Below are 25674 nucleotides of genomic sequence, written 5' to 3'. Positions count from 1 at the left end.
GGCTTTTTGCTTAGAAAAAAGATAAAAGCAGGTAAGAAGACCTGTTTTGTTATTTTACTATAAGGGTATAGATATTACGTTTACATAAATTATTCTGTCAGCAAGGACATGAAAGCATTTTCATCTTGTCCGCCAGCAAAACTTCTGATAGATTTAAGGGAGTTACTATTTTAAGATAACAATTTTCTGACAGACAGCCAAGGGGGAAACGAATGGAGACTTTTGTGAACGAGTTCCAGGAATATGTTGGCCTGGTAAATGATTTTGTATGGACATATATTTTGATAGCAGGTTTAATTCTGCTGGGATTGTATTTCAGCTTCAAGACTAAATTTGTGCAGCTGAGATACTTCAAGGAAATGTTTAGGATTCTCGGCGATAAGTCGATGGTTTCTGCAGAAGGCAAGAGGGGAATCTCTTCATTCCAGGCTTTCAGCATAAGTGCTGCTTCACGCATTGGCACGGGCAATATGGCCGGCGTCGCTACAGCCATTGCAGGGGGAGGCCCGGGTGCGGTATTCTGGATGTGGCTTATCGCCTTTCTTGGAGCGGCTTCCAGCTTTGTAGAGAGCACGCTTGCCCAGATTTATAAAGTAAAAGATAAAGACGGATTCCGCGGAGGTCCGGCCTACTATATGGAAAAAGGCTTAAACAAGCGCTGGATGGGTATATTGTTTGCGGTTATCATCACCTTCTGTTTTGGACTGGTATTCAACTCTGTTCAGTCCAATACCATCTCGCTTGCATTTAATCAGTCCTTCGGGATCAGCAGATTGTGGATCGGCATCGTGCTGGCAGTCTTTACGGCTGTCATCATCTTTGGAGGGGTCAAACGGATTGCCCATGTATCACAAGTGCTTGTACCGGTCATGGCTGTACTCTACCTGATTCTTGCGATTGTGATCCTGATGATGAATGTTACTGAAATACCGGCTATGTTCGGTTTGATCATTGAAAGTGCATTCGGCTTCAGGGAAGCAGCCGGGGGTGCCATGGGTGCTGCCGTCATGATGGGCATCAAGCGGGGGCTCTTCTCCAATGAAGCGGGTATGGGGAGCGCGCCGAATGCTGCTGCCACAGCCGCTGTTACCCATCCGGCAAAACAGGGTCTTATCCAGACTCTTGGGGTATTCGTGGATACAATCCTGATTTGTTCAGCAACTGCTTTTATCATCCTTTTGTCAGGCGATTATACAGGAACGAACCTGACTGGGATTGAGCTTACACAATCAGCCCTGGCAACGCATATAGGCTCATGGGCAAGCTATTTTGTGGCAATCGCGATCCTATTGTTCGCATTCAGCTCTGTTATCGGCAACTATTATTATGGTGAAACGAATATTGAATTCATTAAAGAAAGCAAGACTGCTCTCTTTGTCTACCGCCTGGCAGTGATCGGAATGGTCATTTTCGGTGCAGCAGTCGATCTTGAAGTTGTATGGGGACTTGCCGACCTGTTCATGGGCATCATGGCCATCATCAACCTGATTGCCATCACCATGCTTGGCAAAATAGCATTTGCTGCACTGAAGGACTACAAAACTCAGCGCAGGGAAGGAAAAGATCCTGTCTTCTATTCTGACAGCATCCCGGGATTAAAGAACATAGAATACTGGGAAACGAAAGAGCAGGCTTTAAAGAAGAAAAAACTGAACTAATGAAAATGGCTTCCCTGAGCAGGGAGGCCATTTTTTTATAGGCAGAGAAGGATTTTGCCGTATTGAGGAATAATCTTTGCCTCTACGTTTGATAAAGCTGAATCAAATCCGTTAGGGTAAATAGCGACGCCATATGGAAGCGAAGTGTCTGGAGTACAGATCAACAGCTTCAATTAAAAAGCATAAAAAAATCGTCTTTGAACGGGTACATAGATTTCCCAAATCTGGACATAATACGAATAAAATTGTTCGGAAAGGGCGGTTTTTATGAGAAGGGAACTATTGTTCGCATTCGCTGCGTTTTTCTTCATGTCAGTTTCAGCTATAACAGGTGCTTATGCAGTTGAACAGGCTGACAAGGCAGAAACGGTCGAGAAGAAGAAGGAAGATATAACCGGGGATGGAGAAAAAGATACTATTTATATAAAAGGAATTCCATATGAAGAAGGGGCTGCTTTTTTAAAGGAAGTCTATGTGATCATTGAGGCTTCAAATGGCCAGACATACCGGATTGATTTAGAAGGCGGATATGAACCTTCTGTAAAGTTCAGCGATTTGAACCATGACGGAGTAAAGGATCTGTTCGCAACAGTTCCTACTGGGGGCAGCGGCGGGCTCTCCAACTACTATTTGTATACGTTAAAAGACTTCAAGCTCGAGGATTTGACTGTTCCTGAACCTTTGGCTATCGAGAGTGAATTCAAGGATGGCTATAAAGCCTCAATTACCATTCCTGCGACAGGCCAATCTTATACTTTTGATTTAACAGAGAGAAAAGACGACTATGAACGCCTGGGACTCTACCATAACGGCAAATTGAATGAGCCGGCAGAACTGATGGTCGATCCTTTTGGGACACTTATCCCAATCATGCTTGATAATGGTAAGCATGGCTTAAAGGGTGTGCAGCAAATCAGCGGGGCGTATCACGCTGATTCGATAGCATTTGCTGAATCCTCATGGATATATGAAAATGGCAGCTGGAAATTGCTTGAAACCAAGCTGTATGAGACAGGCAGGGGGCATAAAAAGAGATAGGCTTTTGTCACCCTTGTGAGACTAACTTCATATGTTATAGCAAGAATAACTTCTTTCCGAAGGGAGAGCAGCTTGCTATGAGTCAATTTAATCCTCAGAAACTAAGTGTCAGGTATCTGGCTCCGGCAACAGAGCAGAAGCCTGTCGATGCTAGGAAATATACACTTACACATTCAGATGAGACTGGTGAACTGTTTCTTAGCATCGGTTGCGTTTATGATTACAGCAGCGTAAATAAAAAATTCAGGGATGAAGTTCTGGCTGAGTGGCTGCCGCAGATGGGGCAATATGTTCTTAAGGCAGCAGTATATGTGAGCGGGGGAGAGTTTGACGAAAAAACTTCGAAGATGCGGTATATGATATTCCAGCGGGAAATGGATTTAGCGCTGAAAGCAATCATTTACGGAGACAGGAGCTTTTTCACAAGCTATCCATGGCTGCTGGATTCACCAATTTATGTGCAGTTTGAGTCCGTATTTCCGCAGTTCAGCAAGATCATTTACTATGGAACGCCAAGGCAGTATTTAAATAGTTTACAGCAGCCGGTTATCTGAAAAATGACACGGGAACAAGCTCCAGGCATTGACCGGGGCTTGTTTTGCATATACGGAGGCAGAGCATGGGATTGAGTGGAATATAAAAATATTATGTAAACTAATTGAGTTTTCCGAGAAGAGGCGTTGCTTTAAAAAGAACCAGCTAAATAAGTTCATAAATCAAGAGAAATCAATAATGAGGAATAAATATATAACATATCAATAAAAGCTGCTGTAAGCATCCAGATGCCGACCTGTGAGATTGTAAGTATGCTGGAAGCCAGCAGCAGAAAGATTGAGATTGAATAATATATTAGATTAAATCAGAGTGAATCTGGAATTCATAAATTAATAAGCAAGAGATTTAAAAAAATATTAATCACTGCAATTTGACCAAAAACACATTTAGAGTCAATTTCCTGTAAAATTTCTATTTCGTCTCACTATCTTAAGTATACTTAACTATTGAGACCTGATATTCGATCGTTTATATGACTTCCTATAATATATATTATGTTCGGGGCGTAGTTTTAACAAACAGGACAGCTTAAGCTGCCTACTCTATCCTGTGCTTATAACCGCTGTCTTTTGCTGACTTTATATCAATGTATCCTGCGCTGTACTCAATCACATCATTGATAAAAACATCATGTTTCTTGGCGAAGGTTTTTACCTGTTCAATCAGGCTGCTGTCATATGTAGTTTTGTACTGGATTCTGTCTTTAGGCCGATTTTTCTTATTGAAATCAATATAATCCTGCTCAAGGACTTTTTCGAGTCCTGTTTCGAGTAAATAATTCACATGGGTATCATGTTCATAAGCCAGTTCATTCAGGTTTTCAATCAACGCTTTGCTGATATTAGTCCTGAATTTTACCCTTGATTCATCTGTTCTTTGAATCAGTTTTCCGTCAACCTTTTTCCACATATTCATTCACCTTCCTGATAAGAAACTCTATATCAATCATTATAGCATGTGCTGTTTTTAGCGAAAAGAACATATGTTCTATGTCAGTAAAATTGTTCACTTTGTCATCTTTCTTCCATTTTTTAAGCCCTTTATATAAATTTCCTGTCAGATTTCCTCCCAAACCGAATGCTTTTTTATCCCTATCACTCCAATAATATATAAAATACCTTAAATTGGAGTGATCCTGTTGACGAACCTTTATTTTATGGAAAATGCAGTAGAGGCTGCTTTGGAGAATGCTGCTGCCCATCTGGGAGGTCCTTTTGGAGCGGTTGTTGTGAAGGATGGTACGGTGATCGGCACAGGCACAAACCGGGTCACTTCGCTTAATGATCCTACAGCACATGCAGAAATACAGGCGATCCGTGCTGCCTGCCTGCATCTTCAGGATTTCCAGCTGAGCGGCTGTGAAATCTATACCAGCTGTGAGCCATGCCCAATGTGCTTTGGCGCTATCTACTGGGCTCGCCCAAAAGCAGTATATTTTGCCTGTACAAAAGAAGATGCAGCCGCTGCAGGATTTGATGATCAGTTTATTTATGAGCAGCTCTCCCTCCCGCTTGAACAGCGCAGCATAGAAATGCGGCAGGTTAAAATGGATGAAGCTTTAATGCCGTTTAAATTGTGGGAGAAGTCTTTTTCTAAGATTGATTATTGAGATATAAAGTACTTCCTTTTTAGGAGGATAAAAATGATAAAAGAACGATTGATACGCCGGATTGCAGTGGCTGTCGGCAGAGAGCCAGCTGACTTGGTCATTAAAAATGGAAAGATCATAGATGTTTTTAACGGTGAGGTCATTTATGGGGATATTGCCATTGCAGACGGGTATATCGCGGGCATTGGCGAGTATGAGGGCCATAAGATTGCCGATGCAAAAGGAAGCTATATTTCTCCTGGATTCATTGACGGCCATGTCCATATTGAATCCTCCCTTCTGACCCCCGGGGAATTTGCCAGGGTGCTGCTGACTCATGGTGTGACTGCTGCTGTGGCAGACCCGCATGAAATTGCGAATGTATCAGGCATTTCCGGTCTGCAGTACATGCTGGATGCTTCTGAAGGACTGCCTTTTGATTTTTATTTTATGCTGCCTTCCTCAGTTCCTGCTGCTGATTTTGAATATGCCGGTGCAAGGCTGGATTCTCTTGATCTAAAGCCATTCTTTAGCCATCCCAGAGTTCTTGGGCTTGGAGAAGTCATGAACTACCCTGCTATATTGAATGCACAAACTGACATGATCGAGAAAATCATTGCAGCAGAATCTGCCGGGAAAAAAATCGATGGCCATGCTGCAGGCTTAGGCGCATCCGGGTTAAATGTGTATAGTGCTGCGGGCATCCGCACCGATCATGAAGCAATAACCGCTGAAGAAGCAAAGGAAAGATTGCGTAAAGGGATGTATTTGATGATCCGCGAAGGAACTGCAGCAAAGGATCTTGAGAAACTGCTGCCTGCAGTCAATCAGCAGAACAGCCGCAGATGTCTGTTCGTCACAGATGACAAACATTTGGATGACCTGCTTGAGGAAGGAAGCATTGACCACCATATCAGGCTGGCAGTGAAGTCAGGCCTCCCTCCTATAACTGCCATTCAAATGGCGACCCTGAATGCAGCAGAGTGTTTTGGTTTGAAGAATCAGGGAGCACTGGCCCCTGGGTATAAAGCTGATATGGTTTTCCTTGAATCGCTTGAAGAGCTGATCATTGAGCGGGTATTTAAAGAAGGCGTTGAAGTCGTTTCCTCTGGTAAACTTTTGCCAAATGGCTGTTTTAGAGGCGTGCCTCCTGCAGCCATGCTCAAAAATACGGTAAAAATAAGCATTACCCGCCAGGAAGATTTAAAAATCAGAATGACAGGAAATAAAGCCAACGTCATAGAGATTATCCCTGGAAGCCTGGTTACCAGGCATATAATTGAGGAAATTGATCTGGACAGCCAAAACAGCTTTCAGGCCTCCACATCAAGGGATCTTTTGAATCTGGCCGTCATTGAGCGCCACCGTGCAGCTGGGCATATCGGATTGGGAATTGTTAAAGGGCTCGGCCTTCAATCCGGAGCGATTGCCTCTACGGTAGCCCATGATTCACACAACCTCATCATTGCAGGCACAAATGATAAAGATATGTTAGCTGCTCTAAGGGCTGTGGAGGATATGCAGGGCGGCCTTGCTGTCATTAAGGAAGGCGAAATGCTTGCCTCGCTGAAGCTGCCTGTTTCGGGACTTATGTCCGATCAGTCTTATGAAGAAGCAGCGTCTATGCTGGCAGACGTCAATAACGCCCTGAAACATCTAGGTGCAAATAAAGATGTTAACCCTTTTTTGGCATTATCCTTCCTGGCTCTTCCTGTTATCCCGGAAATTAAATTAACTGCCTCCGGATTATTCAGTGTTTCTCAATCTGCTTTTATTCCAATTGAAGCAAACCACAAGCCGGGATTGACTTTTTAATGCGGTAAATGATTTTCAAAATGAAAAGCTGGACTAAAATCCAGCTTTTGGTCGGGTGTAATTAGTTTTTAAAATTTCAAGTATGGTTTAGCAGCTTCAGTATTCTTTTTAACTCCAACATCAGCATCCCTTGTAAGCGACAGGCATCTTTCATTAAAGTCAAACGGGATAGCCTGCTGGTAATCCTCTGAAAGGATGTTTGCGTTCCGGTACTTGCTGTCAGATAAATCCAGAATTTGCCCCCGCTCGTCTGACTGGCGTTTCAGGTGGCTGACAATCACTTTTCCAATATGTCTTCCAAGCCTCAGCCCTTCATCATTATCCGAAGGGAAGTGGACTCCTGCATATAGCCGGCTAATGGCGTCTTCTTTTGAGATCCTTTTAATCTTTCCTGCTTCTTTAGGGAAAAAATAGGTCAGCATGACTTCTGCACAGCCTGACATGACTGCATGCCCTGAAGGATAGGCAGGGAACCTCGGGGTGCACAGCAATGTTTCAAGTGTCTGGTCATACTGATTGGGCCTTGCTGCATCCCAAAGGTATTTTAAATGCCAGGTAACCACCATACTGTCATTTATAGCACCTTGAACAACAGCAAGAATCCTTGCCGCTTGGGTTGGACCGACACCATACGTATCGATCAGCTTGTCAATGACTGGTGTCCATTGCTTTGTCGGAACACCTGTACCATAATAAATGCCGATCTTCTTTTGCTGAGGTGTCAGGTTGTTCAATGTCCGCTGAACGATTTTTAATTCACGATGAAAATCGATATAGTGAGGATCTTTAATTGGTAAAACGATTTTTTTGTAATTGGGATCAAGAAAATGGCCGTCACTGTCCCTTTTTAAAAAGATCAGCGGCCAGGAACCGGCATATGGCGTAACACCTTCTGATGGCGGTTTTCTTTCTCCAGCATAAGGATGCTCAGACCATCGCAAATAATTTTCTTTCATTATTTTCACCTCCTTGCCTGATGTAACAGCTTATGAAATCGGTTTGCTTTGTGGATAGGCGTAATAGCAGAATTCAGAAAAAATAACAAAAAAGACGAACTCTCATGGTCTATGAAAGTTCGTCTTTCTCGTTATTGTGCAGGATCAAAGGTCAATTCATAACCTTGCATATATCATTCGTAAACTCCACAGGATCGCTGATCGGCAATCCTTCAATCAGCAAAGCCTGGTTGTATAATAGATTGGTGTATAGTGCCAGCTTCTCTTTGTCATTTGCAAACGCATTCTGCAGTGAAGCAAAAACCTCATGATTGGGATTGATTTCCAGAATTTTCTCAGCTTGTACATTTTGGCTGTCAGGCATGCTGTTCAGAATCTTTTCCATTTCAATGGTCAGATCCCCTTCTGCTGCCAGGCAGACAGGATGGCTTTTCAGTCTCCTGGAAGCACGGACTTCCTTTACCTTCCCTGCCAGCACATCCTTCATGCTTGTGAACATTTCCTGATAGGCTTTTTCTTCGCTTTTATCATTTTCCTCAGCTTCAATCCCCAAATCTGAGCTGGATACAGACTTGAATTCCTTCTCTTTGTAGTTCAACAGCATCTTGATGGCAAATTCATCGATATCTTCGGTAAAGTACAATATTTCATAACCTTTGTCGGCGACAAGCTCTGTCTGCGGGAGCTTTTCAATCCGGCTGATGGATTCCCCGGCAGCATAATAAATATACTTCTGGTCCTCAGGCATTCTAGAAATATATTCATCCAGTGTGACTAGCTTGTTTTCTTTTGAAGAATGGAACATCAGCAGATCCTGGAGCATATCCTTGTTGCTGCCGAAATCGCTGTATACCCCGTATTTCAGCTGCCTGCCGAAAGACTCGTAAAATGCTTCGTATTTCTCCCGATCATTCTTCAGCATAGACTGCAGTTCGCTTTTAATCTTTTTCCCGAGATTCTTTGCAATAAGCTTCAGCTGGCGGTCCTGCTGGAGGATTTCGCGCGAGATATTCAGGGACAGATCCTCTGAATCAACAATTCCTTTCACAAAGCTGAAATAATCAGGAAGCAGCTCGGCACACTTGTTCATAATCAGAACGCCATTTGAATACAGCTCAAGCCCCTTTTCGTATTCTTTGGAATAATAATCGAACGGAATTTTCTCTGGAATAAAGAGCACCGCATTATAGCGGATGGTACCGTCAACATTGATATGAATGGACTTCAGCGGCTTATCAAAACCAAAATGCTTTTCTGCATAAAACTTTTCATAGTCTTCTTCCGTCAGCTCACTTTTATTTTTTCTCCAGATCGGCACCATACTGTTGATGGTCTGTTCTTCCGTGTAATCCTCAAATTCACCATCTGAGCCTTCCCTAGGCCGCCTGCCTGGCACATCCATCAGGATAGGATAGCGGATAAAATCGGAATACTTTTTGACGATGCTCTTTAGTGAATACTCTTCAAGAAATTCATCATAATTCTCTTCTTCTGTATTTTCTTTAATTTTCAAGATGATCTCTGTTCCTGTTTCTTCCTTGACGGCAGGCTCGATTGAGAAGCCTTCTGCTCCCTCTGACTCCCATTTGTATGCTTCTGTGCTCCCATGGGCCCTGCTGATGACAGTAACGGAGTCTGCAGCCATGAAGGCTGCATAAAAGCCGACCCCGAATTGGCCGATGATATCATAGCCGTCTTTTAGCTCAGTATTGGTTTTGAAATTCAATGAGCCGCTCTTGGCGATAACGCCCAGGTTATCCTCAAGTTCTTCCTTTGTCATCCCGATCCCGGTATCTTTAATGACAAGAGTGCGGCTTTCTTTGTCAGGGGTAATTTTTATGTAATAGTTTTCTTTGTTGAAGCTGATTGAATCATCTGTCAGTGCTTTGTAATACAGCTTATCAATGGCATCGCTGCTGTTTGAGATCAGCTCTCTTAAAAATACTTCTTTTTTGGAATAGATGGAATGGATCATCATCTCCAGCAGTCTTTTTGATTCTGCTTTGAATTGCTGCTTTACCATTTTATTTCTCCCTCCCTGAATATGTTGAAGTTACGTTAGCACTCTTTGAAGCTGAGTGCTAATTTTTTAATATCATATAACCTTTTGCTCTGTCAACTATCCCTTGGATAACTGTGCATTTCTCTTGATTTCAAGAGGTATTCCGGTATAATTTTGAGGGTATGTATATACTACTGATTGTGTATGCTTTAGCGGCAGGCGGCTGTCAGTTTTTGCAGCAGAGAATCGGCATAAAAGGAGTGACATGATGAAGATTATTTTGGCTTCTCCCAATTTCCATCAGGAACGTGGAAATACAATTACCGTTAAAAGAATATCTGACGGCCTCCGCAGGCTTGGAGCAGATACAAAAATTGTTTCTTCAACAGAAAGACCCGCATCCCCCCTTCCACAGGGAGATATCGTCCATGGTTTTCATGCTTACCGCTTTTTCCTTTACAAGAAAGAGCTTGGTATGCCGATAGATAACTATGTGATCACAATGACAGGAACCGACCTGAATCAGGATCTTTTTCATCATGAAAGGCGGCAGGATATAATCAGGACGCTTCAGGAAGCAAAAGCCGTTACAGTCTTCAATGAACAGGCAAAGCAGCTTCTCATTAGCGAAGTTCCCGATGCTGAAGCAAAGGTCTATGTGATTCCACAAGGAAGAAGTCAGTTTGAAATGATGGAGCCTGTTTTTAAGAAAGAGCAAAATACATTTGTCTTCCTGCTTCCAGCCGGGATCAGGAAAATCAAGAATATCCCGTTCGCAATCGCATCCCTAAAAAAACTGCATGACAGGTATCCCCATATCCGTTTAGTGATTTCAGGTCCTGTCATTGAAGAAGAAGAAGGATCATACGTGAAAAAGCTGGCGGAACAGGAAGATTGGATCGACTATATCGGCCAGATTCCCCACAGTAAAATGGGAAGTCTTTACGAATGTGCAGATGCCCTCCTGAACACTTCTATTTCCGAGGGACAGCCGGCAGCCATCATAGAAGCGATGGATTGCGGATTGCCTGTATTAGTTTCAGCCAATGAAGGAAACATAAGTCTTGTAAAGCACGGAACCACCGGATTTGTTTATCAGAATGAAGTCGAATTTCTTGCTTATGCCGAGCGCTTGATCAATAATTACGAGATAAGAAAAAAACTTGGAGCTGCTGCTGAAAATTACATAGCAGAACACCACTCTAATGTATCTGAGGCCGAAAGTATGCTGAGGATATACAGCAGGGTGCTTGCCCCTTCCTGAACAGCTTGTTTGGGACAGCCCTTGTTTAATGAAAGGAGAGGAATTCATGTCCAGAGAAGAAATCATCAAATTGACTTCGCTATCAACAAAAGGCGGCTGAGGATGCAAAATTGGTCCTGAGGACCTGGCGCAGGTTCTGCGTCATTTGCCCAAAGCTGTACCTGATCCAAATTTGCTTGTCGGGCTTGATACTTCCGATGATGCAGGAGTATATAAAATAAGCGATGATGTTGCTTTAGTGCAGACGCTCGACTTTTTCACACCGATTGTGGATGACCCTTATATGTTCGGCCAGATTGCGGCTGCAAACTCATTAAGCGATGTCTATGCAATGGGCGGAAAACCGATCACAGTTATGAATATCGTCGGATTCCCTATCAGCACTCTTGATAAGAGCATCCTTGCTGACATCCTGGCAGGAGCATCAGACAAAGTCATGGAATCAGGGGCCGCCCTTGTCGGAGGACACTCGATCGATGACCAGGAGCCCAAATTCGGACTCTCAGTCACAGGTGTTGTGCATCCGGATAAAATCAGGGCCAATGCCGGCGCTAAGCCTGGCGACCGTTTGATTTTGACAAAGCCGATCGGTGTCGGCATCCTTACGACAGCGATCAAGCGGGACCTGCTCGAGAAGGAAGATATCGATCTTGTCATGAACGTAATGGCTGCACTTAATAAAGATGCCGCAGAAGCAATGGAAAGCTTCCAGGTGAATGCCTGTACCGATGTGACTGGCTTTGGCCTCCTCGGCCATGCGATCGAGCTTGCTGAAGGCAGCGGAGCCGGAGTTATCATCAACAGCGGTAGTGTACCGGTCCTTCCAAGGACACGTGAGCTCGCAGAACAGAATATCATTCCTGGCGGTTCAAGGAAGAACCACAAATGGCTGTCAGGGCGGATTGAGTACAATCCTGATATTGATGAAACAACCCAGCTGATTCTGTGTGATGCCATCACTTCAGGCGGGCTGCTGATTTCTGTGCCTGAGGCGGAAGCTGAAGCACTGCAAAAGGCCCTTGAAGAAAGAAATGTCACTTCTGCTATCATCGGCGAAGTAACAGATCAATCTCCCGGGAAGATTAAAGTATTGTAAAAGGACTCGATTAGAGTCCTTTTTTAAGGGGTATGGGATGTCAGGCAGATTTGCTTAAAGCTTATGCTGCCTCTCTGCCCATCCCCCCAATTATATTAATGAGGTGTTTTATTGATGAAAAAATGGCTAATGACTGCAGCTGCCTTTACGCTGATCATGATTCTTGCCGCTTGCGGTTCAGAGGAAGGCACAGAACAAAAAGAAAACAGCAATAATAATGAAGAAGCTTTCACAATCGGCGTCATACCGGTACAAACGGAAGGTGCAATGGAAACGGCCATGGACAAGCTTCAGTCGATCCTTGAAAAAGAGCTGGACAGGAAAGTGGATGTTGAGGTTTATCCTGATTATAATGGCGTAGTTGAAGCGATGAACTACGATAAAATCGATATGGCCTATTTTGGACCGCTTACATATGTGGTTGCACACGAAAAAAGCGGTGCTGAAGCAATCATCACCCAGCTGATAGATGGAGAGCCTTTCTACCATTCATATATCGTCACACATAAAGACAGCCCGTACAATAACATGGAAGACCTGGTAGCAGCAGCAGGAGAAATTGATTTTGCTTTTGGTGATATCAATTCAACGTCCGGCTCCCTTATCCCTTCCATTGAACTGCAGGATCAGGGTGTTTATACATCCGAGGATGACAATAAGTTCAAATCAGTCAGATTCACAGGTTCCCATGATGCTACAGCCCTGGCTGTCCAAAACAAGCAGGTGGATGCCGGTGCGATTGACAGCGCCATCTACAATCAGCTTGTAGATTCAGGAAAAATTGATGGAGAGCAGTTCAAGACAATCTGGGAATCCGAGAAACTTTTCCAATATCCTTGGGCAGTTCATCAAGATACAGATAAAGAAACAATAGAAAAGCTTCAGGAAACATTCCTGGCGATCGATGATAAAGAAGTGCTTGATGCGTTTGGCGCAACAGGTTTTACCGAGGCTTCCAATGAACAGTATGAAAGCATCAGGGAAGCAGCTGTCAAACAGGGAATCATTAACGAATAGAGCTGATTATTGTGTGGTTTAAACAGCGTAGTATTTTTACTGTTCTTCTGCTGGCACTGGCTGTATACGCCAGTGCCCGTCTTACAGAGTTTGATCTGACTAAATTCCGTGATTTCCGGAATATGATCGACTTTTTATCGCAGTGGTTTCCAATGGATTTCTCGCTCCTGCCCCGGATGCTCCAGGACAGCATGGAAACATTGGCGATGGCATTTCTGGGGAGCTTCCTCGGCCTGCTGGCGGCATTGCCGCTCAGTTTCCTGGCTGCAAGGAACACTTCCCCATCGAAAGCAGTCTATCATGTGACAAGGCTAGGCCTCAGTTTCGTCCGCTCAGTGCCGGAGATCGTATTTGGGCTGATCCTTCTTACGGCCTTGGGCCTTGGGCCTTTTCCTGCTGTACTGGCCATTTTGTTCCATAATGCCGGTGTGCTTGGAAAGCTGATATCAGAACTGATAGAGTCCTCAGAGCGCGGGCCGCAGGAAGCCATGCGGGCAGTCGGCGCAAAAAGCTGGTTTGCCTCCCTGTTCAGCATCCTGCCGCAAATTTGGCCGAATGTGCTGTCCCAGTTTTTCTACCGGTTCGAGGTAGCGATCCGTACCTCTCTGATTCTTGGTTTTATCGGCGGAGGCGGAATAGGACAGAGATTGTTCAATGATTTCAAGACCTTCCATTATTCTGCCGTTTCTCTCGATGTGCTGATTATTATGGTCATAGTCGTAATCGTCGATTTGTTTGGAAGCTTTGTCAGAAATAAAGTGATTTAAAAGGAGGCTGGGCTTATGATCAAGCTGGAGAATGTTACCGTACGTTATTCGAAGGCTGACTCCCCTGCCCTGCATAACATAAACCTTGAACTGAACCAAGGCGAATTCATATGTGTACTTGGAAAAAGCGGTGCCGGGAAGTCTACACTGATCCGCTGCATGAATGGGCTCCAGAAGCCTTCTGCTGGGGAAGTATACTTTCAGGGCAAGCCGGTATCCGGCAAATCTGCCGAGGAAGAACGGCTTGTACGGAGGGAAATGGGCATGATCTTTCAGCATTATAATCTCATCCCCCGTCTGACAGTCATGCAAAATGTCCTGACAGGAATGTTTGGCTACAGAAACACTTTCAAAAATCTGATAGGCGCTTTTTCCAGAAAAGAAATTGGACTTGCCCGCAGTGTGATGGAAGATGTCGGCCTGAGTGAGTTTGCCGGAAGGAAAGTTGAACAATTGAGCGGCGGACAGAAGCAGCGCGTCGGAATAGCAAGGGCCCTGCTCCAGTCTCCCAAAGTGTTTCTTGGTGATGAACCTGTGGCAAGCCTTGATCCCGGGACATCAGAGAGGATTTTCTCGCTTCTTCAGTCCCTTCACAGAGAGCATGGCCTTCTGACCATCATTAATGTTCACGATGTTTCCCTCGCAAAGCGCTATGCAACACGCATTCTTGCCTTAAAAGATGGCAGCCTCATCTTTGACGGGAAACCAGATGAATTCACAGATGAATTGTATAAACAGACCTATGGGGCTGAATTTATTCCGGTCTGATCCGGGGAAGGAGAATACTTATGACAAAAAGTCCTTGAGTGGTTGATGAGACAAGAGTCGTGTACGACTCAGCAGATAATGAAGTGTTATCAAAATTACAGCCCGGTGAAAAGCCGTCAGTGGTTTTAACCTTTGATGATGGACCTGGCAGGCATTTGCATTCCATTTTGGACAGCCTGGCAGCGGAAAATGCATATGCCGCTTTTTTCTGGCAGACACGGCTTCTGTATCCTGAAAGGCCATGGGAAAGAGTGCTCGATGAAGGGCATATCATTGGAACCCATTCATCCCGCCACAAAAATATGGCTGCTCTCTCCTGTGAGGATCAATATAAGGACCTGGAAACCAGCAAAGAGAAGATCCGCCGGGTTACCGGAAAGGCGCCTGTATTCTTCCGTCCGCCTTTTGGCCAGTATAATGAAGCTACCCTTAAGGCGGCCAATGAACTCGAATTGACCCCTGTAATGTGGCGAATTGCATCCCTTGATTGGGAGCTTAAAGGAAACCCGGAAAAAATCATTTGCAATGTAACTGATCATCTGGAAGATGGAGCCATTATCCTCCTGCATGAACTAAAGCAGACTGCTGATATCCTGCCTGAGTTATTAAAAGAGATCAAACTCAAAGGATATAGCTTTGCCTCCCTCCAGCCAGGAAAGAACAAAAGGAAAGCGCCCGGAGCATAACCCTCCGGGTGCTTTTTGCTTTTAGTGGTTGATTAGCATAACTTTAAGCTCTTCGAGTACAAAATTTTCCCTTTTTAGCCAAGTATGATTTTTTATTTTCCCGATGGCTTTCTTATTTTCTTCTATTGCTTCATCAATGGCCACCCATTTGGGTATGAATCCCAGCTCTGCTTCATATGTATCCAGCTGCTGCGCTGCCAAAGCGAAATCATTTAATTCACAGATATAAAAATGTGAATTCATTTGAAAAATGAAGCGGTCATCATATTCGTCGATACGCCTTTCAACGACTTCCCCAGCCTTTTCTTTAACCCTGCAGCTTGTGTAGCCTGTTTCCTCTGCAACTTCCCTGATCAGTGCTTCCGTGCAGGCTTCTCCTTCCTCTACCCCTCCTCCGGGAAATTTATAGCCTCCTGTAATTGTCTGCAGAAGAAGGATCAGATCATCTTGTATAATGATTGCCCTGACCGCTTCCCGTATTTTAATTTGCCTGTCTATGTTTGTATCAGATAAGCCCAAAAGTTTGTAAAAAGCCAATCATACCCCCACCTTATCATCTCATTAGGTTAATTTTACCATTAAAAGCAAAAATAAATAGGGCTGCATGACAGCATGCAGCCCTATTTATACAAGAATTATTGCGCAACCGGCGATTGTGATAGTACGTACTCTTCTATCTTTTGGGCAGCATCCTCGATATTTGCGGCTTGAATAGTCACGATCCTGTCTTCCGGATACATTTTAGCTGTATGCGTATAACGGGGATCATAATAATATTTAAGGAGCAGCGCAACCGCTGACCCATACTCTTCATCAATGAGATTCTGTTCTATTTCGGCAGCAATCGGTGTGTGGATCCTGTTTTTAATATGGCTGAACGCATTAAAGCATGCTTCAGGATGATCCCATGGCTTGTAATCCTCCAGGATATGGCGGACTCTTTCTTCCATCGGCATCTCAATGAACAGCTGGATCCCCTGTTCCTTCTTTTCAATGATAGATTCAGGGAGCACCACCTTCCCAACCCTTTTGCTCTCAGCTTCAAAAAAGACAAAAGGAGAATCCTGCACCTCGAGCACCTTTCTCAGCAGCCTGCTATCGAACATTTTCTGATTGCTCGGTTCAAGGCCGATATGGCCAAAGATGGAACCGCGGTGCCTGGCAAGTCCCTCGAGATCGATCACACTATAGTCCTTTTCTGCCAGCTTCTCTAGAATGGCCGTTTTCCCTGAACCTGTATAGCCGTTCAAGACGAATGCTTTGGGCTTAAGCTTGAGTCCTTCAAGCGTTTCGACAACCCATCTGCGATGCGCTCTGACACCGCCTTCTAGCCGGTATGTGCGTATGCCCATCAGATCAAGGAGGGTGGCAGAGGTTCTGCTCCTCATCCCGCCTCTCCAGCAGAATACGGCTTTGTCGCCTTCAACGGCATTAAATTCCCTGATAAAATCCGGAAGCTTGGCCGAAACGATTTCCAGACCGCGTTCTTTGGCAGCTTCAACACTCACCTGTTTGTAAATTGTGCCGATTTCAGCCCGCTCTTCATCATTGAACAAAGGTATATTGATGCTTCCCGGTATCGTGCTGTCCTTATACTCAGAAGGAGACCTTACATCTACCAGTACAAGCTTTCGTTTATCCTTCAGTTCTAAAAGTTTCTCAATTCCTACATCCTGGAACAATTTTTATTCCGCCTTTCCTGCTGTTGCATTCTAAGCTTATCTTTACTGCTATCATATAGAAAAGCTGATCACTCACGGGGAGGATCAGCTGGAAAAACATCTTCTTCAACCGAGGGACTTCAGCGGATGAACATCCTGCCCTTTACCTATTATAAAACATTTCGCGGCTAAAAGCATATTTTCAGATTTTCCCCCTGAGCCTTTTCCGGTTTTCAGCTTTAATCGAAATCCCAGGTAAGCTGTTCTTCACTTTCAAGAGCTGCTTTTTTACTTTTAAGTATGTCTTTAGGTTTCTGATCTTTCTTCTGGTCCTCTATTTGCCTTTTTGCTTGCTTAATTGCTTTCCGTACATCACAAATGGGAGCTGGGTATCCAAGCTGAAAAAAACCAGGGTACAGCCAGGGTTCGTGTATATATGCCGCATCCACATCCTTCAGCTCCGGAACATACCGGCGGATAAAGCTTCCATCAGTATCAAGCTCTTTTCCCCATTTGACCGGATCGATGATTTTGACGGTTTTTGAGCCGCTTTTACCGGCAAGAATGCCCATCTCTTTCATGTGAACAGCAGGCTCGTGGTCAAGGAACAAAAGGGCGAGCTCCAGTGCAGCCTTCTCCCAATCTAATAGAAGTATATTACAGGCAAAGCCTGCCAGCATCCTTCTGCTGCTGTAATTGAGCCAGCCGGTTTTGCGCAGGCAGCGCATACTCGCATCAACCGAAGGAATTCCGGTATTTCCTGTCCGCCATTTTTCAAGAAGCTCTGCATCATGCGCTCTGGCGGAATTACTATCGGCTGCATTTGCTTGTGTTTCTTTTTCCTGCCACTGCAATGCCTCACTCCGCTCAAGCAGCTTTGATTGAAAAAGGCTTAGCTGCTGCTTCTCAGTTTCTGTACAGTTTTCCGCCTTCTTTGCGGCTTCATGGTAGGCGAGCCTTGGTGAAATATTACCGTATGCCAGGTACGGGGAAAGCCTGCTGGAAGAGAAAGAAGAAGCGAGCGGTTTTTGATAGTTTTTTTCATAGTTGGCGAGCTGTTCCCCTATGAAAAATTCCAGTGTTTCTATTCCCCTTTTTTCCCCGCCATTTTGTCCAAACCTGATGGCCTCTCCTTTAACTTTCATGCCTAATGCCTTCTGAACAGAAAGATTAAGAAAATCCGGCACCTTTTCCGGAACTCTGACCGCAGCCGGAGGATCTGTCAGCTCCTCAAGCATTGACTCCTGCCAAAGCTTTCTGAACCTGCTCTTGCTCTTTGGTTTTTCCAGCTGGCCTGGAGGATGGAAAGGATAGAAAGGCAGTCCTTTAGACACCATCCACTCCGCAGCCTGTCTGTCAGTATCCGTATCGTATTCCAGGTGGAAAAAAAGGGAGAAATCACCGTATCTTTTCAGTAGCTCTTCGAGTATATCGATGATGGTGCCTTGAGCGGCAAATAATCTTCCTCCAAGACCCCTTAGGCCCTCATCCAGCTGCTCAAGCCCCTCTGCGGCAAATTGGATATGGCGTCTTGAGACTTCCTTCCGGCCTGAAAGCGGTTCTGCTATATATAAAGGGATAACCTCCTCCGCTGAAGCACATGCCTCTGCAAGCGGCCGATGGTCATGAATCCTTAAGTCTTTCCTGAACCATACAATATTCATAAGAAATCACTCCGAAACTAGAATAGCGTCTCTATCCATTATACTGAACTAAGAGAGAAAAAGCTGGGTAAAAGAAAAGCGGAGGCGGCTTATGACTCGAGGCTCTAGCCGCTGGAGCTGGACATAAAGAAAAGCGGAAGCGGATTGACGTAATCAGGAAATGCCAGCAATATAAATAGCCCGGCATTTGCCGGGCTTATTTAAGCATCTTCCAGTATTCAGTCTTACACTTTCGCTGCTGCCGGCTTCTCCACCTTCACCGTCCACCCGAAAGGATCCGCAACTCTGCCATATTGGATGCCAGTCAGTGTATCATACAGCTTCCGGCTCAGCTCCCCGGTTTCTCCATTATTGATGACAAGCTTTTCATCCTGCCATAGAAATTCGCCGATCGGGGAAATGACTGCTGCAGTCCCTGTGCCAAAAGCTTCTTCGAGCTCCCGATTCCGGTAAGCCTGTGCCAGCTCCTCGATGGAAATCCTTTTTTCCGTAACTTGGTGCCCCCATTCTTCAAGCAGGGCAATGATTGAATTCCTGGTAACCCCTTCAAGAATGCTTCCATTCAAAGCCGGCGTGATGATTTCTCCATTCACTTTGAAAAAGACATTCATGCTCCCAACTTCTTCAATATACTTTTTTTCTTTTCCATCCAGCCATAATACCTGGGCATATCCGCCTTTGCCGGCACCCTGCTGGGCTTTCAGGCTTCCGGCATAGTTGCCTCCTGTCTTGGCATTGCCGGTGCCGCCTGGGACGGCCCTGACGAATTCCCGTTCTACCGCGATTCTGACGGGATTGATCCCTTCCTTGTAATAGGCACCGACAGGGGAAAGGATGATGATGAACTGATAGCTTGCAGAAGGAGCCACTCCCAAATATGGTTCTGTGGAAATGACAAAAGGCCTTATATAGAGGGAAGTGCCTTCAGCAGAAGGAACCCACTCTTCTTCGATCATCAGCAGTTTTTTGAGGGCTTCAAGCGCCAGGTCCTCGTCAATGTGCGGTATGCAAAGCCTGCTGTTGGATCTGTTCAGTCTCTCCAGATTTTTTTCCGGCCTGAATAAAAGGATTTCCTGATCTTTTGTCCGGTATGCTTTAAGCCCTTCAAAGACGCTCTGGCCATAATGAAAAATCATGGCTGCCGGATCCAATGTGAGCGGCTGGTAGGGAATGATGCGGGGATCATGCCAGCCGAACCCTTCCTTATAGTCCATCACGAACATATGGTCAGTGAAATTTCTGCCGAATTCCAGTGCCGCTGCTTCCGGCTTGACCTTTTTTTCGTTCCTTAAAGTTACGCTGATCTGGCAATCTGTCATTTTTGAAAACTCCTTTTCTGCTATTATGCTTTGAAGTGCTGAAGGGAATGGGTGAAAAAGAAGCAAATGATGTAAATGCGGTATCGCACCATATCATTTGCACCCTCCCTTGCTTACTTTTCCAATAAATAACCATTAATAATATTCTTAATATTATGGCAATCCTTTAATTAAATGTCAAGAACTTTATCCTTGCTGACTTTGTGCACCCTCAGCAAGATTAAATAGGAATCCATATACAAGACTGTATGCTTCCCCGACTGACAATCCGCCATGAAAACCAGGAAGAGCATCGAGGGAAAAATTTAAATTCCAGATGCCTTCACCTGAATCAAACATCAGTTCATAAGCGTCCCCGCTGCCTTCAAGCCCTTTATCCAGGCTGTCTTTGAGGTATTTCTGATACTTCTTCTGCAGTTTTAATCCAAGCATAATATCGTAGTTGCCGAACACATCATCCACTTCAAGAGAGACAGCATCTGCACCAATGACATCAAACCATTTGGACTCCATGTATACAAACTCGCGTTTATGCTCACGGAAATAGGAAATGGGCTTTTCCAGAAAATCTGGCGATTCTTCAGCAAGGATTTCTTCTGTTTCCTTATCGCCTCTTTCCAAATAAGCCTCCCGGAAGCGGTCTCCCTCATTGCCGATTGTGAATCCATCAGCTGAATCAGAGTCTGTCATTCCGAGATATTCTTTTTCTTTTTCAAAAATCAGGGCAGTCCCTTTCTCTTTTTGTTCTTTTTCTATGTATGAAGCAAGATTTTCTTTTAGCATAAGTATTCTCCTTTTTTAGCGGTTTGCGGATTTCATCCCGGAATTATAACCGGCTTATAAGCAGTATACCATTCCTTACTGGCTTCACATAACACTATAATCCGGGGCAGGGCAGAGACCCCGGGGAATATAGCTTTATAGAGTGCCTTTATGATGTTCGTCCAAAAGGTCCATCTGCACTTCAAGTGCAGCCCTGCCCCCGCTCTCTACTGCTCCATTCATATAGCCCTGATAAAGGATGGATGTATGCTCCCCGGCAAAATAGCAGCTTCCTTCCTTCTCCATCTCAACTCCTGCAAAACCGGTGTGCTGGCCGACCTTCCTGAAGGAATAGGAACCTCCAGTCCAGCTGCCGGCAATCCAGTAGGATATCAAATCCCTGCCATTAAATTGGTCTGCTGCACCTGTGAACAGCCGTGACAACTCCTGCAGGAATCTCCGCTTATGCTTTTCCTTGCCTTCTTTCATTAACCGAACGGCTTCCTTTCCGCCTGCATAATGCACAAGGATTCCGGCATCCCCCTTTTGTGCCCGGGTAGCTTCAAAGGCAGATTGGAACATATCATTGGTATAGATTGTTCCGGTGCTGTCAAACTTCTCCCAAAATCTGCTGCTGAATTGAAAATGTGCTTTTAAATTATGACCCATGCCAAGCTCTTCTATTGCTTTTGCTTTTAGAGGGCTGAAGCCGCTCTTTGTGTAATCGGTTTGTTTTAAAACAGTAAAGGGAATGGCCATCACGACTTTGCCTGCATAGACTTCCTTCCTTTTCCCAGCCGATTGAAATCCAAGGTGATATCCGCCCTGCCCGAGGGATCTGATGCTTGTAAGCTGGTGGTCATAAAGGATAGACCCGTCCAGTTTTTGCTTTAATTTCTCAATGATCAGGTCGTTCCCGCCCCGCACCCTGTATCTTTCATCAGAGGTGCCGAATACATTGAAATGCGATCCATTCAGCCCTCCTACAAGGCTGATGAGATTAAGGGCGCTCTGTTCAGCACAATCTGCCCCATATTCGATTGTGTATGCATCGCATAAAAGCTGGCCGAACTCAGAGCCAGTTCCTCCCTCTATATTTTGATTGATCCAGTCCACAATCGACATGCTGTCCAGCTCTTTCGCACGCTTAGAATGCCTGTTATACAACGGAGGGAATTCGCAAAGCCTATATTCTTCTCTGACAGTGTCAGCTATCCGGCTGTAGAGATCCTCGATCTTTTCTCCGGGGATGCTTTTTCCATTAATAAGATAAAGCGGCTTTCCCCCTTTTTTTTCGAAGCTGGTAAGGTCATCTGTCTGCAAACCGAGTTCAGAGATCAAGCCCAGTATTTCTTTATGGTTGGAATCAATGAACTCTCCTCCGCATTCAGCAAACTGCCCTTCCGCAAAAATAGCCCGGTCTGTCCGGCATCTGCCGCCTGCGTCTGCCTGTGATTCAAATACCACAGCTTCGATTCCTGCCTGCTTCAGCCGGAAAGCACAGGTAAGACCTGCGAGTCCGGCACCGATGATGGCAATAGCATGCTGTTTCATTTCAAACCTGTCCATAATGTCACTCCTGCTGCCAACTTGAAATTGCAAAATATAGCATTCCCTCAATGTCTGTTCTTGAATCCTTATTACTGATGAGATTAAGTGTAAATCCTGCATAGAAAACAAAAAGAAACAGAGCAGCCTGAGGGGAGGTCTGCTCTGTTTCTTCTGTACAGCTATCCTTCAATCACATTGCCTTCTGCTGGGATGGGATGGTTTTTCAGCAGACTGGCAAAGTGGAATAAGTTATAGGCCAGAATTTTAGCGTGCTGTTTAGTAAAGCTGTTTTTATAGCCTTCCGCCTCGATGAATGAAGGGCCCGGGCCTGCTTCCCCTACCCAATAGGCATCCACATTCGGCGGGATGGTAAAGCCGATATGTGATAAACCGTAAATGATGGATTTGGAAGCGTCCTTTGCTCCGTCTTCATTGCCTGTGACAACAGCTCCGCCTACTTTATTATAATAAAGATATTGCCCCTTATCATTTGTCATGCTGCTTGCGCCGTATAGCCTCTCGATTGCCAGTGTGGCAATGCTGCTCTTTTCCCCGAGCCAGATCGGCGTGCCAATGACCAGGATATCCGCTTCTTTGACTTTCTCAAAGATTTCCGGCCATTCATCCCCTTCTCCTTCATCGGCGGAAATCCCATAGGAAATGTTGAAATCTGCAAGCCTGATGGTTTCTGATTCTACTCCAAGGGTATCAAAGTGACCGATTACCTCATCCATCAGCCGCTGGGTATTTGAGGGCTCTGCCCCTGCTTTTAAACTGCAATTCAGGAATAAACTCTTGATTTTCATAACGGTAGCCTCCTTACGTTCTCTCCTGTTATATATCCTCACAGCAATCCGGCAAACATGGAGATGTGCAGAATAGGCCTTTTAAAAAAAGAACAACATCCTTCGATTACATTAATATAATGTATTACAGCAGCACCTTTAGACACTTGGGTGTACGGTTAAAAAGAACCCAGTATGCCCCGGATGCACGGGTTCTTTCCATAAACCAACTGAAAAGCGGTGATAAAGAGTGAAAACCGATTCGCTTCCTACTTTCAGCTTTCAGAACCTGCAGGAGCATGATCTTACCTTTGAACAGGTTTTTGAACGCATCCTGCGCTTTATGTCCCGGCAGCCTGCAGGCAATTACAGGCTGATGGTCGGTACAGATTCACAGGTTCATCCCGAGTCGACCCGTTTTATAACGGGGATTGTTATTCAGAATGAAGGAAAAGGGGCCTGGGCCTGCATCAGGAAAACGACTGTTCCCAGGAAGATGCAGCAGCTCCATGAAAGGATTTCGTTCGAAACCTCCCTGACCGAGGAAGTTGTGGCCCTCTTTGATGATGAGAAAAAGAACAGGATGATTGATATCGTTCTGCCACATGTCTACAAAGGAGCTACTTTTGCGATAGAAGGGCATATCGATATTGGCGCCGGCCCGCGGAACAAAACAAGGGAGTACGTAAATGAAATGGTTGCAAGGCTGGAGTCTATGGGTCTTGAGCCAAAAATAAAGCCGGAGGCCTTTGTGGCATCCAGCTATGCAAACCGTTTTACTAAATAGGCAATTTATAATGGAGTCTTGATTTTTCTGTTATAATTTTCTTCAGCTTTCCGGGCAACCGCCTCTGTAAGCTCCACCGTGATGGAAGGCAGGGATGAACTCAATATGCTGTTGGCCATCTTTGCCATAAGGCCCTCGGCCCTAATGGTCAGGCAGCCGGTCATGATATTGGTCCGGTTCTCTTTTTTTGCCCAAAAATAGCCTTCACCTGAAATTTTTTCGTTGATTCCCTCAAGATTGAAAGTGACTTTTTCAGGCTCCTGCCAGGTTACGATCTCCACCTTCAGCTGTATCTTCTTCTTCATGATGCCCACATCTGTATAAAAGCTCCATGTCGATTCCCGATCATTGATGATCGTATGGTCAATATATCCCGGCACAAGCGGGGCCCAGCGGTCAATATTGCTGACGAATTCCCACAAAGATTCTATCGGTATTTTTACTTCTGCCTGGTGGCTGCAGCTGGCCATATATCAAACTCCCTTTTCTAAATAGGTTCTATTCCACATCTTATTCTGAACCATTTTTCCTTATGCCAGAAAAAACCGGGATGAAGCCGTTCACAAAATACTTTCCAGCGCATCCTTAAGGGTCCCGATAACAAGTTCGGCATCTTCTTCTTTTATGTTGAGGGGCGGCGACAGTGCAAGGACGTTATTGTAGCCTGCCACAGTAGCTCCATTTTTCCCGATCAGCACTCCTTTTTCACGGCAGGCGGCTATGACTTTATTGACAAGGGCTGCCTCGAGAGGCTCTTTCGTTTCTTTGCTGCTGACTAGCTCAATTCCGATTAATAGCCCTTTCCCTCTGACATCGCCAACAAAAGGATGATCCGCCAGGCGGGAGGCAAGATTTTCTTTCAACTTTGCGCCAAGATCGGCCGAACGTTTATAGAGGTTTTCCTTTTCAAGAATTTCGAGGTTTTTAAGCGCCAGTGCGCAGGCAGCCGGATTGCCGCCGAATGTATTGATATGCCTGAAATAGTCGTATTCCCCGCTTCCCTTGAACGCTTCATAGATCTCTTTCTTCACAGCAGTGGCTGACAGCGGGAGATAGGCGCTCGTGATGCCTTTTGCCATTGTGATGATATCGGGCCTTATACCGTCATGCATAAAGCCAAAAGGCTTCCCTGTCCGGCCAAAGCCGCAGATCACCTCGTCAGAGATCAGCAGGGCTCCGTGCTTTTCGCACACCTCTTTGGCAGCCTTCATATAGCCTTCCTGGGGAGTGATGATTCCCCCTCCAGTGATGATCGGTTCCATAATCATGGCAGCAATCGTTTCGCTCAGTTCCCAAGTCATTGCCTGGTCAAGCGCTTTGACTGCGGGCAGATCAGAAGGGCTGCCGCTGTGGACTTCATCTCTGTAAGAGTCTGGCGGCTGTACATGTATGAATCCCGGGGAGAGCGGCTCATATTTGTATTTTCTTTGCGCCTGCCCTGTCGCGGCGAGCGATCCCATAGTATTGCCATGATAGGACCGGTAGCGGGACACAATTTTATAGCGCCCTGCTTCCCCGCGCTGCTGATGATATTGCCTGGCGATTTTAAAGGCGGTTTCATTTGCTTCCGATCCGCTGTTGGAAAAGAAAATAACATATTCTCCGCCAAGCAGTTCATTCAGCTTCTCAGCAAGCCTGATGGCTGGAGCATGGCTTTGGGTCAGCGGAAAATAAGGCATCTCCTTCAGCTGTACATATGCAGCCTCGGCAAGCTCCTTCCTGCCATATCCCGCATTCACGCACCACAGGCCAGCCATCGCATCTAAATAGCGTTTCCCGTCACTTGCAGTTATCCACGAACCCTCAGCCTTTACCGCGACGATGGTCGACTGCGGGCTGTAGGGCTTCATTGAATGCCATACATATTGATCATCCTGTTCAAGCAATGATTTATTTCCGTTCACTGACGGTGCCATCCTATCTCCTCCTCGTTGC

At 45.2% G+C, this 25674-nt stretch carries 24 protein-coding genes; 12 read left to right on the top strand and 12 right to left on the bottom strand.

Annotated elements, in window-relative coordinates; translation table 11 throughout:
* The first annotated feature begins 212 nt into the window (after positions 1 to 212).
* The 3 genes from RBB45_RS19490 (at position 213) to RBB45_RS19480 (ending at position 3250) form a co-directional block, all read left to right on the top strand.
* Complete coding sequence (locus RBB45_RS19490) at positions 213 to 1658, top strand: alanine/glycine:cation symporter family protein (protein WP_009793910.1); 1446 nt, start codon at positions 213 to 215, stop codon at positions 1656 to 1658.
* A gap of 267 nt (positions 1659 to 1925) precedes the next feature.
* A complete protein-coding gene (locus RBB45_RS19485) occupies positions 1926 to 2696 on the top strand; it encodes a hypothetical protein (protein WP_009793909.1) in 771 nt (256 codons plus the stop codon).
* Between the two features lie 77 nt (positions 2697 to 2773).
* Positions 2774 to 3250, top strand: coding sequence for a staygreen family protein (locus RBB45_RS19480; RefSeq protein ID WP_009793908.1), 477 nt, complete (start codon positions 2774 to 2776; stop codon positions 3248 to 3250).
* Positions 3251 to 3788: 538 nt separating this feature from the next.
* Here RBB45_RS19480 and RBB45_RS19475 read toward each other — a convergent pair.
* Positions 3789 to 4166 (bottom strand): rRNA methyltransferase, encoded by a 378-nt coding sequence (locus RBB45_RS19475; protein WP_306010219.1) that lies wholly within the window; start codon positions 4164 to 4166, stop codon positions 3789 to 3791.
* Between the two features lie 241 nt (positions 4167 to 4407).
* Between RBB45_RS19475 and RBB45_RS19470 the strand changes: the two genes are divergently transcribed.
* Together RBB45_RS19470 and ade are read left to right on the top strand one after the other, a co-directional pair.
* A complete protein-coding gene (locus RBB45_RS19470; RefSeq protein ID WP_035402596.1) occupies positions 4408 to 4860 on the top strand; it encodes a nucleoside deaminase in 453 nt (150 codons plus the stop codon).
* A 33-nt stretch (positions 4861 to 4893) separates the two neighbouring features.
* Positions 4894 to 6654, top strand: a complete 1761-nt coding sequence (gene ade / locus RBB45_RS19465; protein ID WP_306010218.1) for an adenine deaminase — start codon at positions 4894 to 4896, stop codon at positions 6652 to 6654.
* A gap of 68 nt (positions 6655 to 6722) precedes the next feature.
* Here the strand turns inward: ade and RBB45_RS19460 are convergent, their stop codons facing one another.
* The gene (locus tag RBB45_RS19460; RefSeq protein ID WP_101547724.1) at positions 6723 to 7610 is read right to left on the bottom strand and encodes a vanadium-dependent haloperoxidase; all 888 of its coding nucleotides are present in this window, start codon (positions 7608 to 7610) and stop codon (positions 6723 to 6725) included.
* Positions 7611 to 7761: 151 nt separating this feature from the next.
* Positions 7762 to 9633, bottom strand: coding sequence for a molecular chaperone HtpG (gene htpG, locus RBB45_RS19455; protein ID WP_306010217.1), 1872 nt, complete (start codon positions 9631 to 9633; stop codon positions 7762 to 7764).
* Between the two features lie 244 nt (positions 9634 to 9877).
* Here htpG and RBB45_RS19450 point away from each other — a divergent pair, with 244 nt between their 5' ends.
* The 6 genes from RBB45_RS19450 to RBB45_RS19425 all read left to right on the top strand — a co-directional run bounded on the left by RBB45_RS19450 (position 9878) and on the right by RBB45_RS19425 (position 15210).
* Entirely contained in the window at positions 9878 to 10876 is a 999-nt protein-coding gene (locus tag RBB45_RS19450; protein ID WP_248138298.1) for a glycosyltransferase, read from the top strand.
* 46 nt (positions 10877 to 10922) lie between these two features.
* Complete coding sequence (gene selD / locus RBB45_RS19445) at positions 10923 to 11972, top strand: selenide, water dikinase SelD (protein WP_083783106.1); 1050 nt, start codon at positions 10923 to 10925, stop codon at positions 11970 to 11972.
* A gap of 114 nt (positions 11973 to 12086) precedes the next feature.
* On the top strand, positions 12087 to 12989 hold the full coding sequence (gene phnD, locus RBB45_RS19440; RefSeq protein WP_148949488.1) for a phosphate/phosphite/phosphonate ABC transporter substrate-binding protein: 903 nt from the start codon (positions 12087 to 12089) through the stop codon (positions 12987 to 12989).
* A gap of 11 nt (positions 12990 to 13000) precedes the next feature.
* Positions 13001 to 13756 carry a phosphonate ABC transporter, permease protein PhnE gene (phnE, locus tag RBB45_RS19435; protein WP_101547728.1) on the top strand — a complete coding sequence of 252 codons (756 nt, stop codon included), beginning with the start codon at positions 13001 to 13003 and terminating at the stop codon, positions 13754 to 13756.
* A gap of 15 nt (positions 13757 to 13771) precedes the next feature.
* Positions 13772 to 14524: a phosphonate ABC transporter ATP-binding protein gene (phnC, locus tag RBB45_RS19430; protein WP_306010216.1), complete on the top strand. Its 753-nt coding sequence runs from the start codon at positions 13772 to 13774 to the stop codon at positions 14522 to 14524.
* Positions 14525 to 14607: 83 nt separating this feature from the next.
* Positions 14608 to 15210, top strand: a complete 603-nt coding sequence (locus RBB45_RS19425) for a polysaccharide deacetylase family protein (protein ID WP_050767302.1) — start codon at positions 14608 to 14610, stop codon at positions 15208 to 15210.
* Between the two features lie 21 nt (positions 15211 to 15231).
* Here RBB45_RS19425 and RBB45_RS19420 read toward each other — a convergent pair whose 3' ends face one another.
* The 7 genes from RBB45_RS19420 to RBB45_RS19390 all read right to left on the bottom strand — a co-directional run bounded on the left by RBB45_RS19420 (position 15232) and on the right by RBB45_RS19390 (position 22973).
* On the bottom strand, positions 15232 to 15747 hold the full coding sequence (locus RBB45_RS19420; RefSeq protein ID WP_094769255.1) for an NUDIX domain-containing protein: 516 nt from the start codon (positions 15745 to 15747) through the stop codon (positions 15232 to 15234).
* A 98-nt stretch (positions 15748 to 15845) separates the two neighbouring features.
* Positions 15846 to 16892 carry a tRNA 2-selenouridine(34) synthase MnmH gene (mnmH, locus tag RBB45_RS19415; RefSeq protein WP_009793891.1) on the bottom strand — a complete coding sequence of 349 codons (1047 nt, stop codon included), beginning with the start codon at positions 16890 to 16892 and terminating at the stop codon, positions 15846 to 15848.
* A gap of 218 nt (positions 16893 to 17110) precedes the next feature.
* Positions 17111 to 18535 carry an FAD-binding domain-containing protein gene (locus RBB45_RS19410; RefSeq protein WP_306010215.1) on the bottom strand — a complete coding sequence of 475 codons (1425 nt, stop codon included), beginning with the start codon at positions 18533 to 18535 and terminating at the stop codon, positions 17111 to 17113.
* Between the two features lie 224 nt (positions 18536 to 18759).
* Complete coding sequence (locus tag RBB45_RS19405) at positions 18760 to 19854, bottom strand: branched-chain amino acid aminotransferase (protein WP_022543841.1); 1095 nt, start codon at positions 19852 to 19854, stop codon at positions 18760 to 18762.
* Positions 19855 to 20040: 186 nt separating this feature from the next.
* Complete coding sequence (locus tag RBB45_RS19400; RefSeq protein WP_306010214.1) at positions 20041 to 20637, bottom strand: branched-chain amino acid aminotransferase; 597 nt, start codon at positions 20635 to 20637, stop codon at positions 20041 to 20043.
* 135 nt (positions 20638 to 20772) lie between these two features.
* Positions 20773 to 22185, bottom strand: a complete 1413-nt coding sequence (locus RBB45_RS19395; protein WP_306010213.1) for a flavin monoamine oxidase family protein — start codon at positions 22183 to 22185, stop codon at positions 20773 to 20775.
* 161 nt (positions 22186 to 22346) lie between these two features.
* Entirely contained in the window at positions 22347 to 22973 is a 627-nt protein-coding gene (locus tag RBB45_RS19390) for a flavodoxin family protein (protein ID WP_094769261.1), read from the bottom strand.
* A gap of 229 nt (positions 22974 to 23202) precedes the next feature.
* Between RBB45_RS19390 and RBB45_RS19385 the strand changes: the two genes are divergently transcribed.
* Positions 23203 to 23739 (top strand): ribonuclease H-like YkuK family protein, encoded by a 537-nt coding sequence (locus RBB45_RS19385; protein WP_009793884.1) that lies wholly within the window; start codon positions 23203 to 23205, stop codon positions 23737 to 23739.
* A 5-nt stretch (positions 23740 to 23744) separates the two neighbouring features.
* On the opposite strand, the gene RBB45_RS19380 is transcribed toward RBB45_RS19385, so the two are convergent.
* Positions 23745 to 24209, bottom strand: a complete 465-nt coding sequence (locus RBB45_RS19380) for an SRPBCC family protein (RefSeq protein ID WP_009793883.1) — start codon at positions 24207 to 24209, stop codon at positions 23745 to 23747.
* A gap of 90 nt (positions 24210 to 24299) precedes the next feature.
* The gene (locus RBB45_RS19375; RefSeq protein ID WP_306010212.1) at positions 24300 to 25655 is read right to left on the bottom strand and encodes an aspartate aminotransferase family protein; all 1356 of its coding nucleotides are present in this window, start codon (positions 25653 to 25655) and stop codon (positions 24300 to 24302) included.
* Positions 25656 to 25674 lie beyond the last annotated feature (19 nt).

The organism is Bacillus sp. MMSF_3328, assembly GCF_030733525.1.
Classification (GTDB): Bacteria; Bacillota; Bacilli; order Bacillales; family Cytobacillaceae; genus Bacillus_AB; species Bacillus_AB infantis.
Note: the sequence above shows the minus strand (reverse complement) of the source record. Positions and strands in the feature narration are given on the sequence as shown.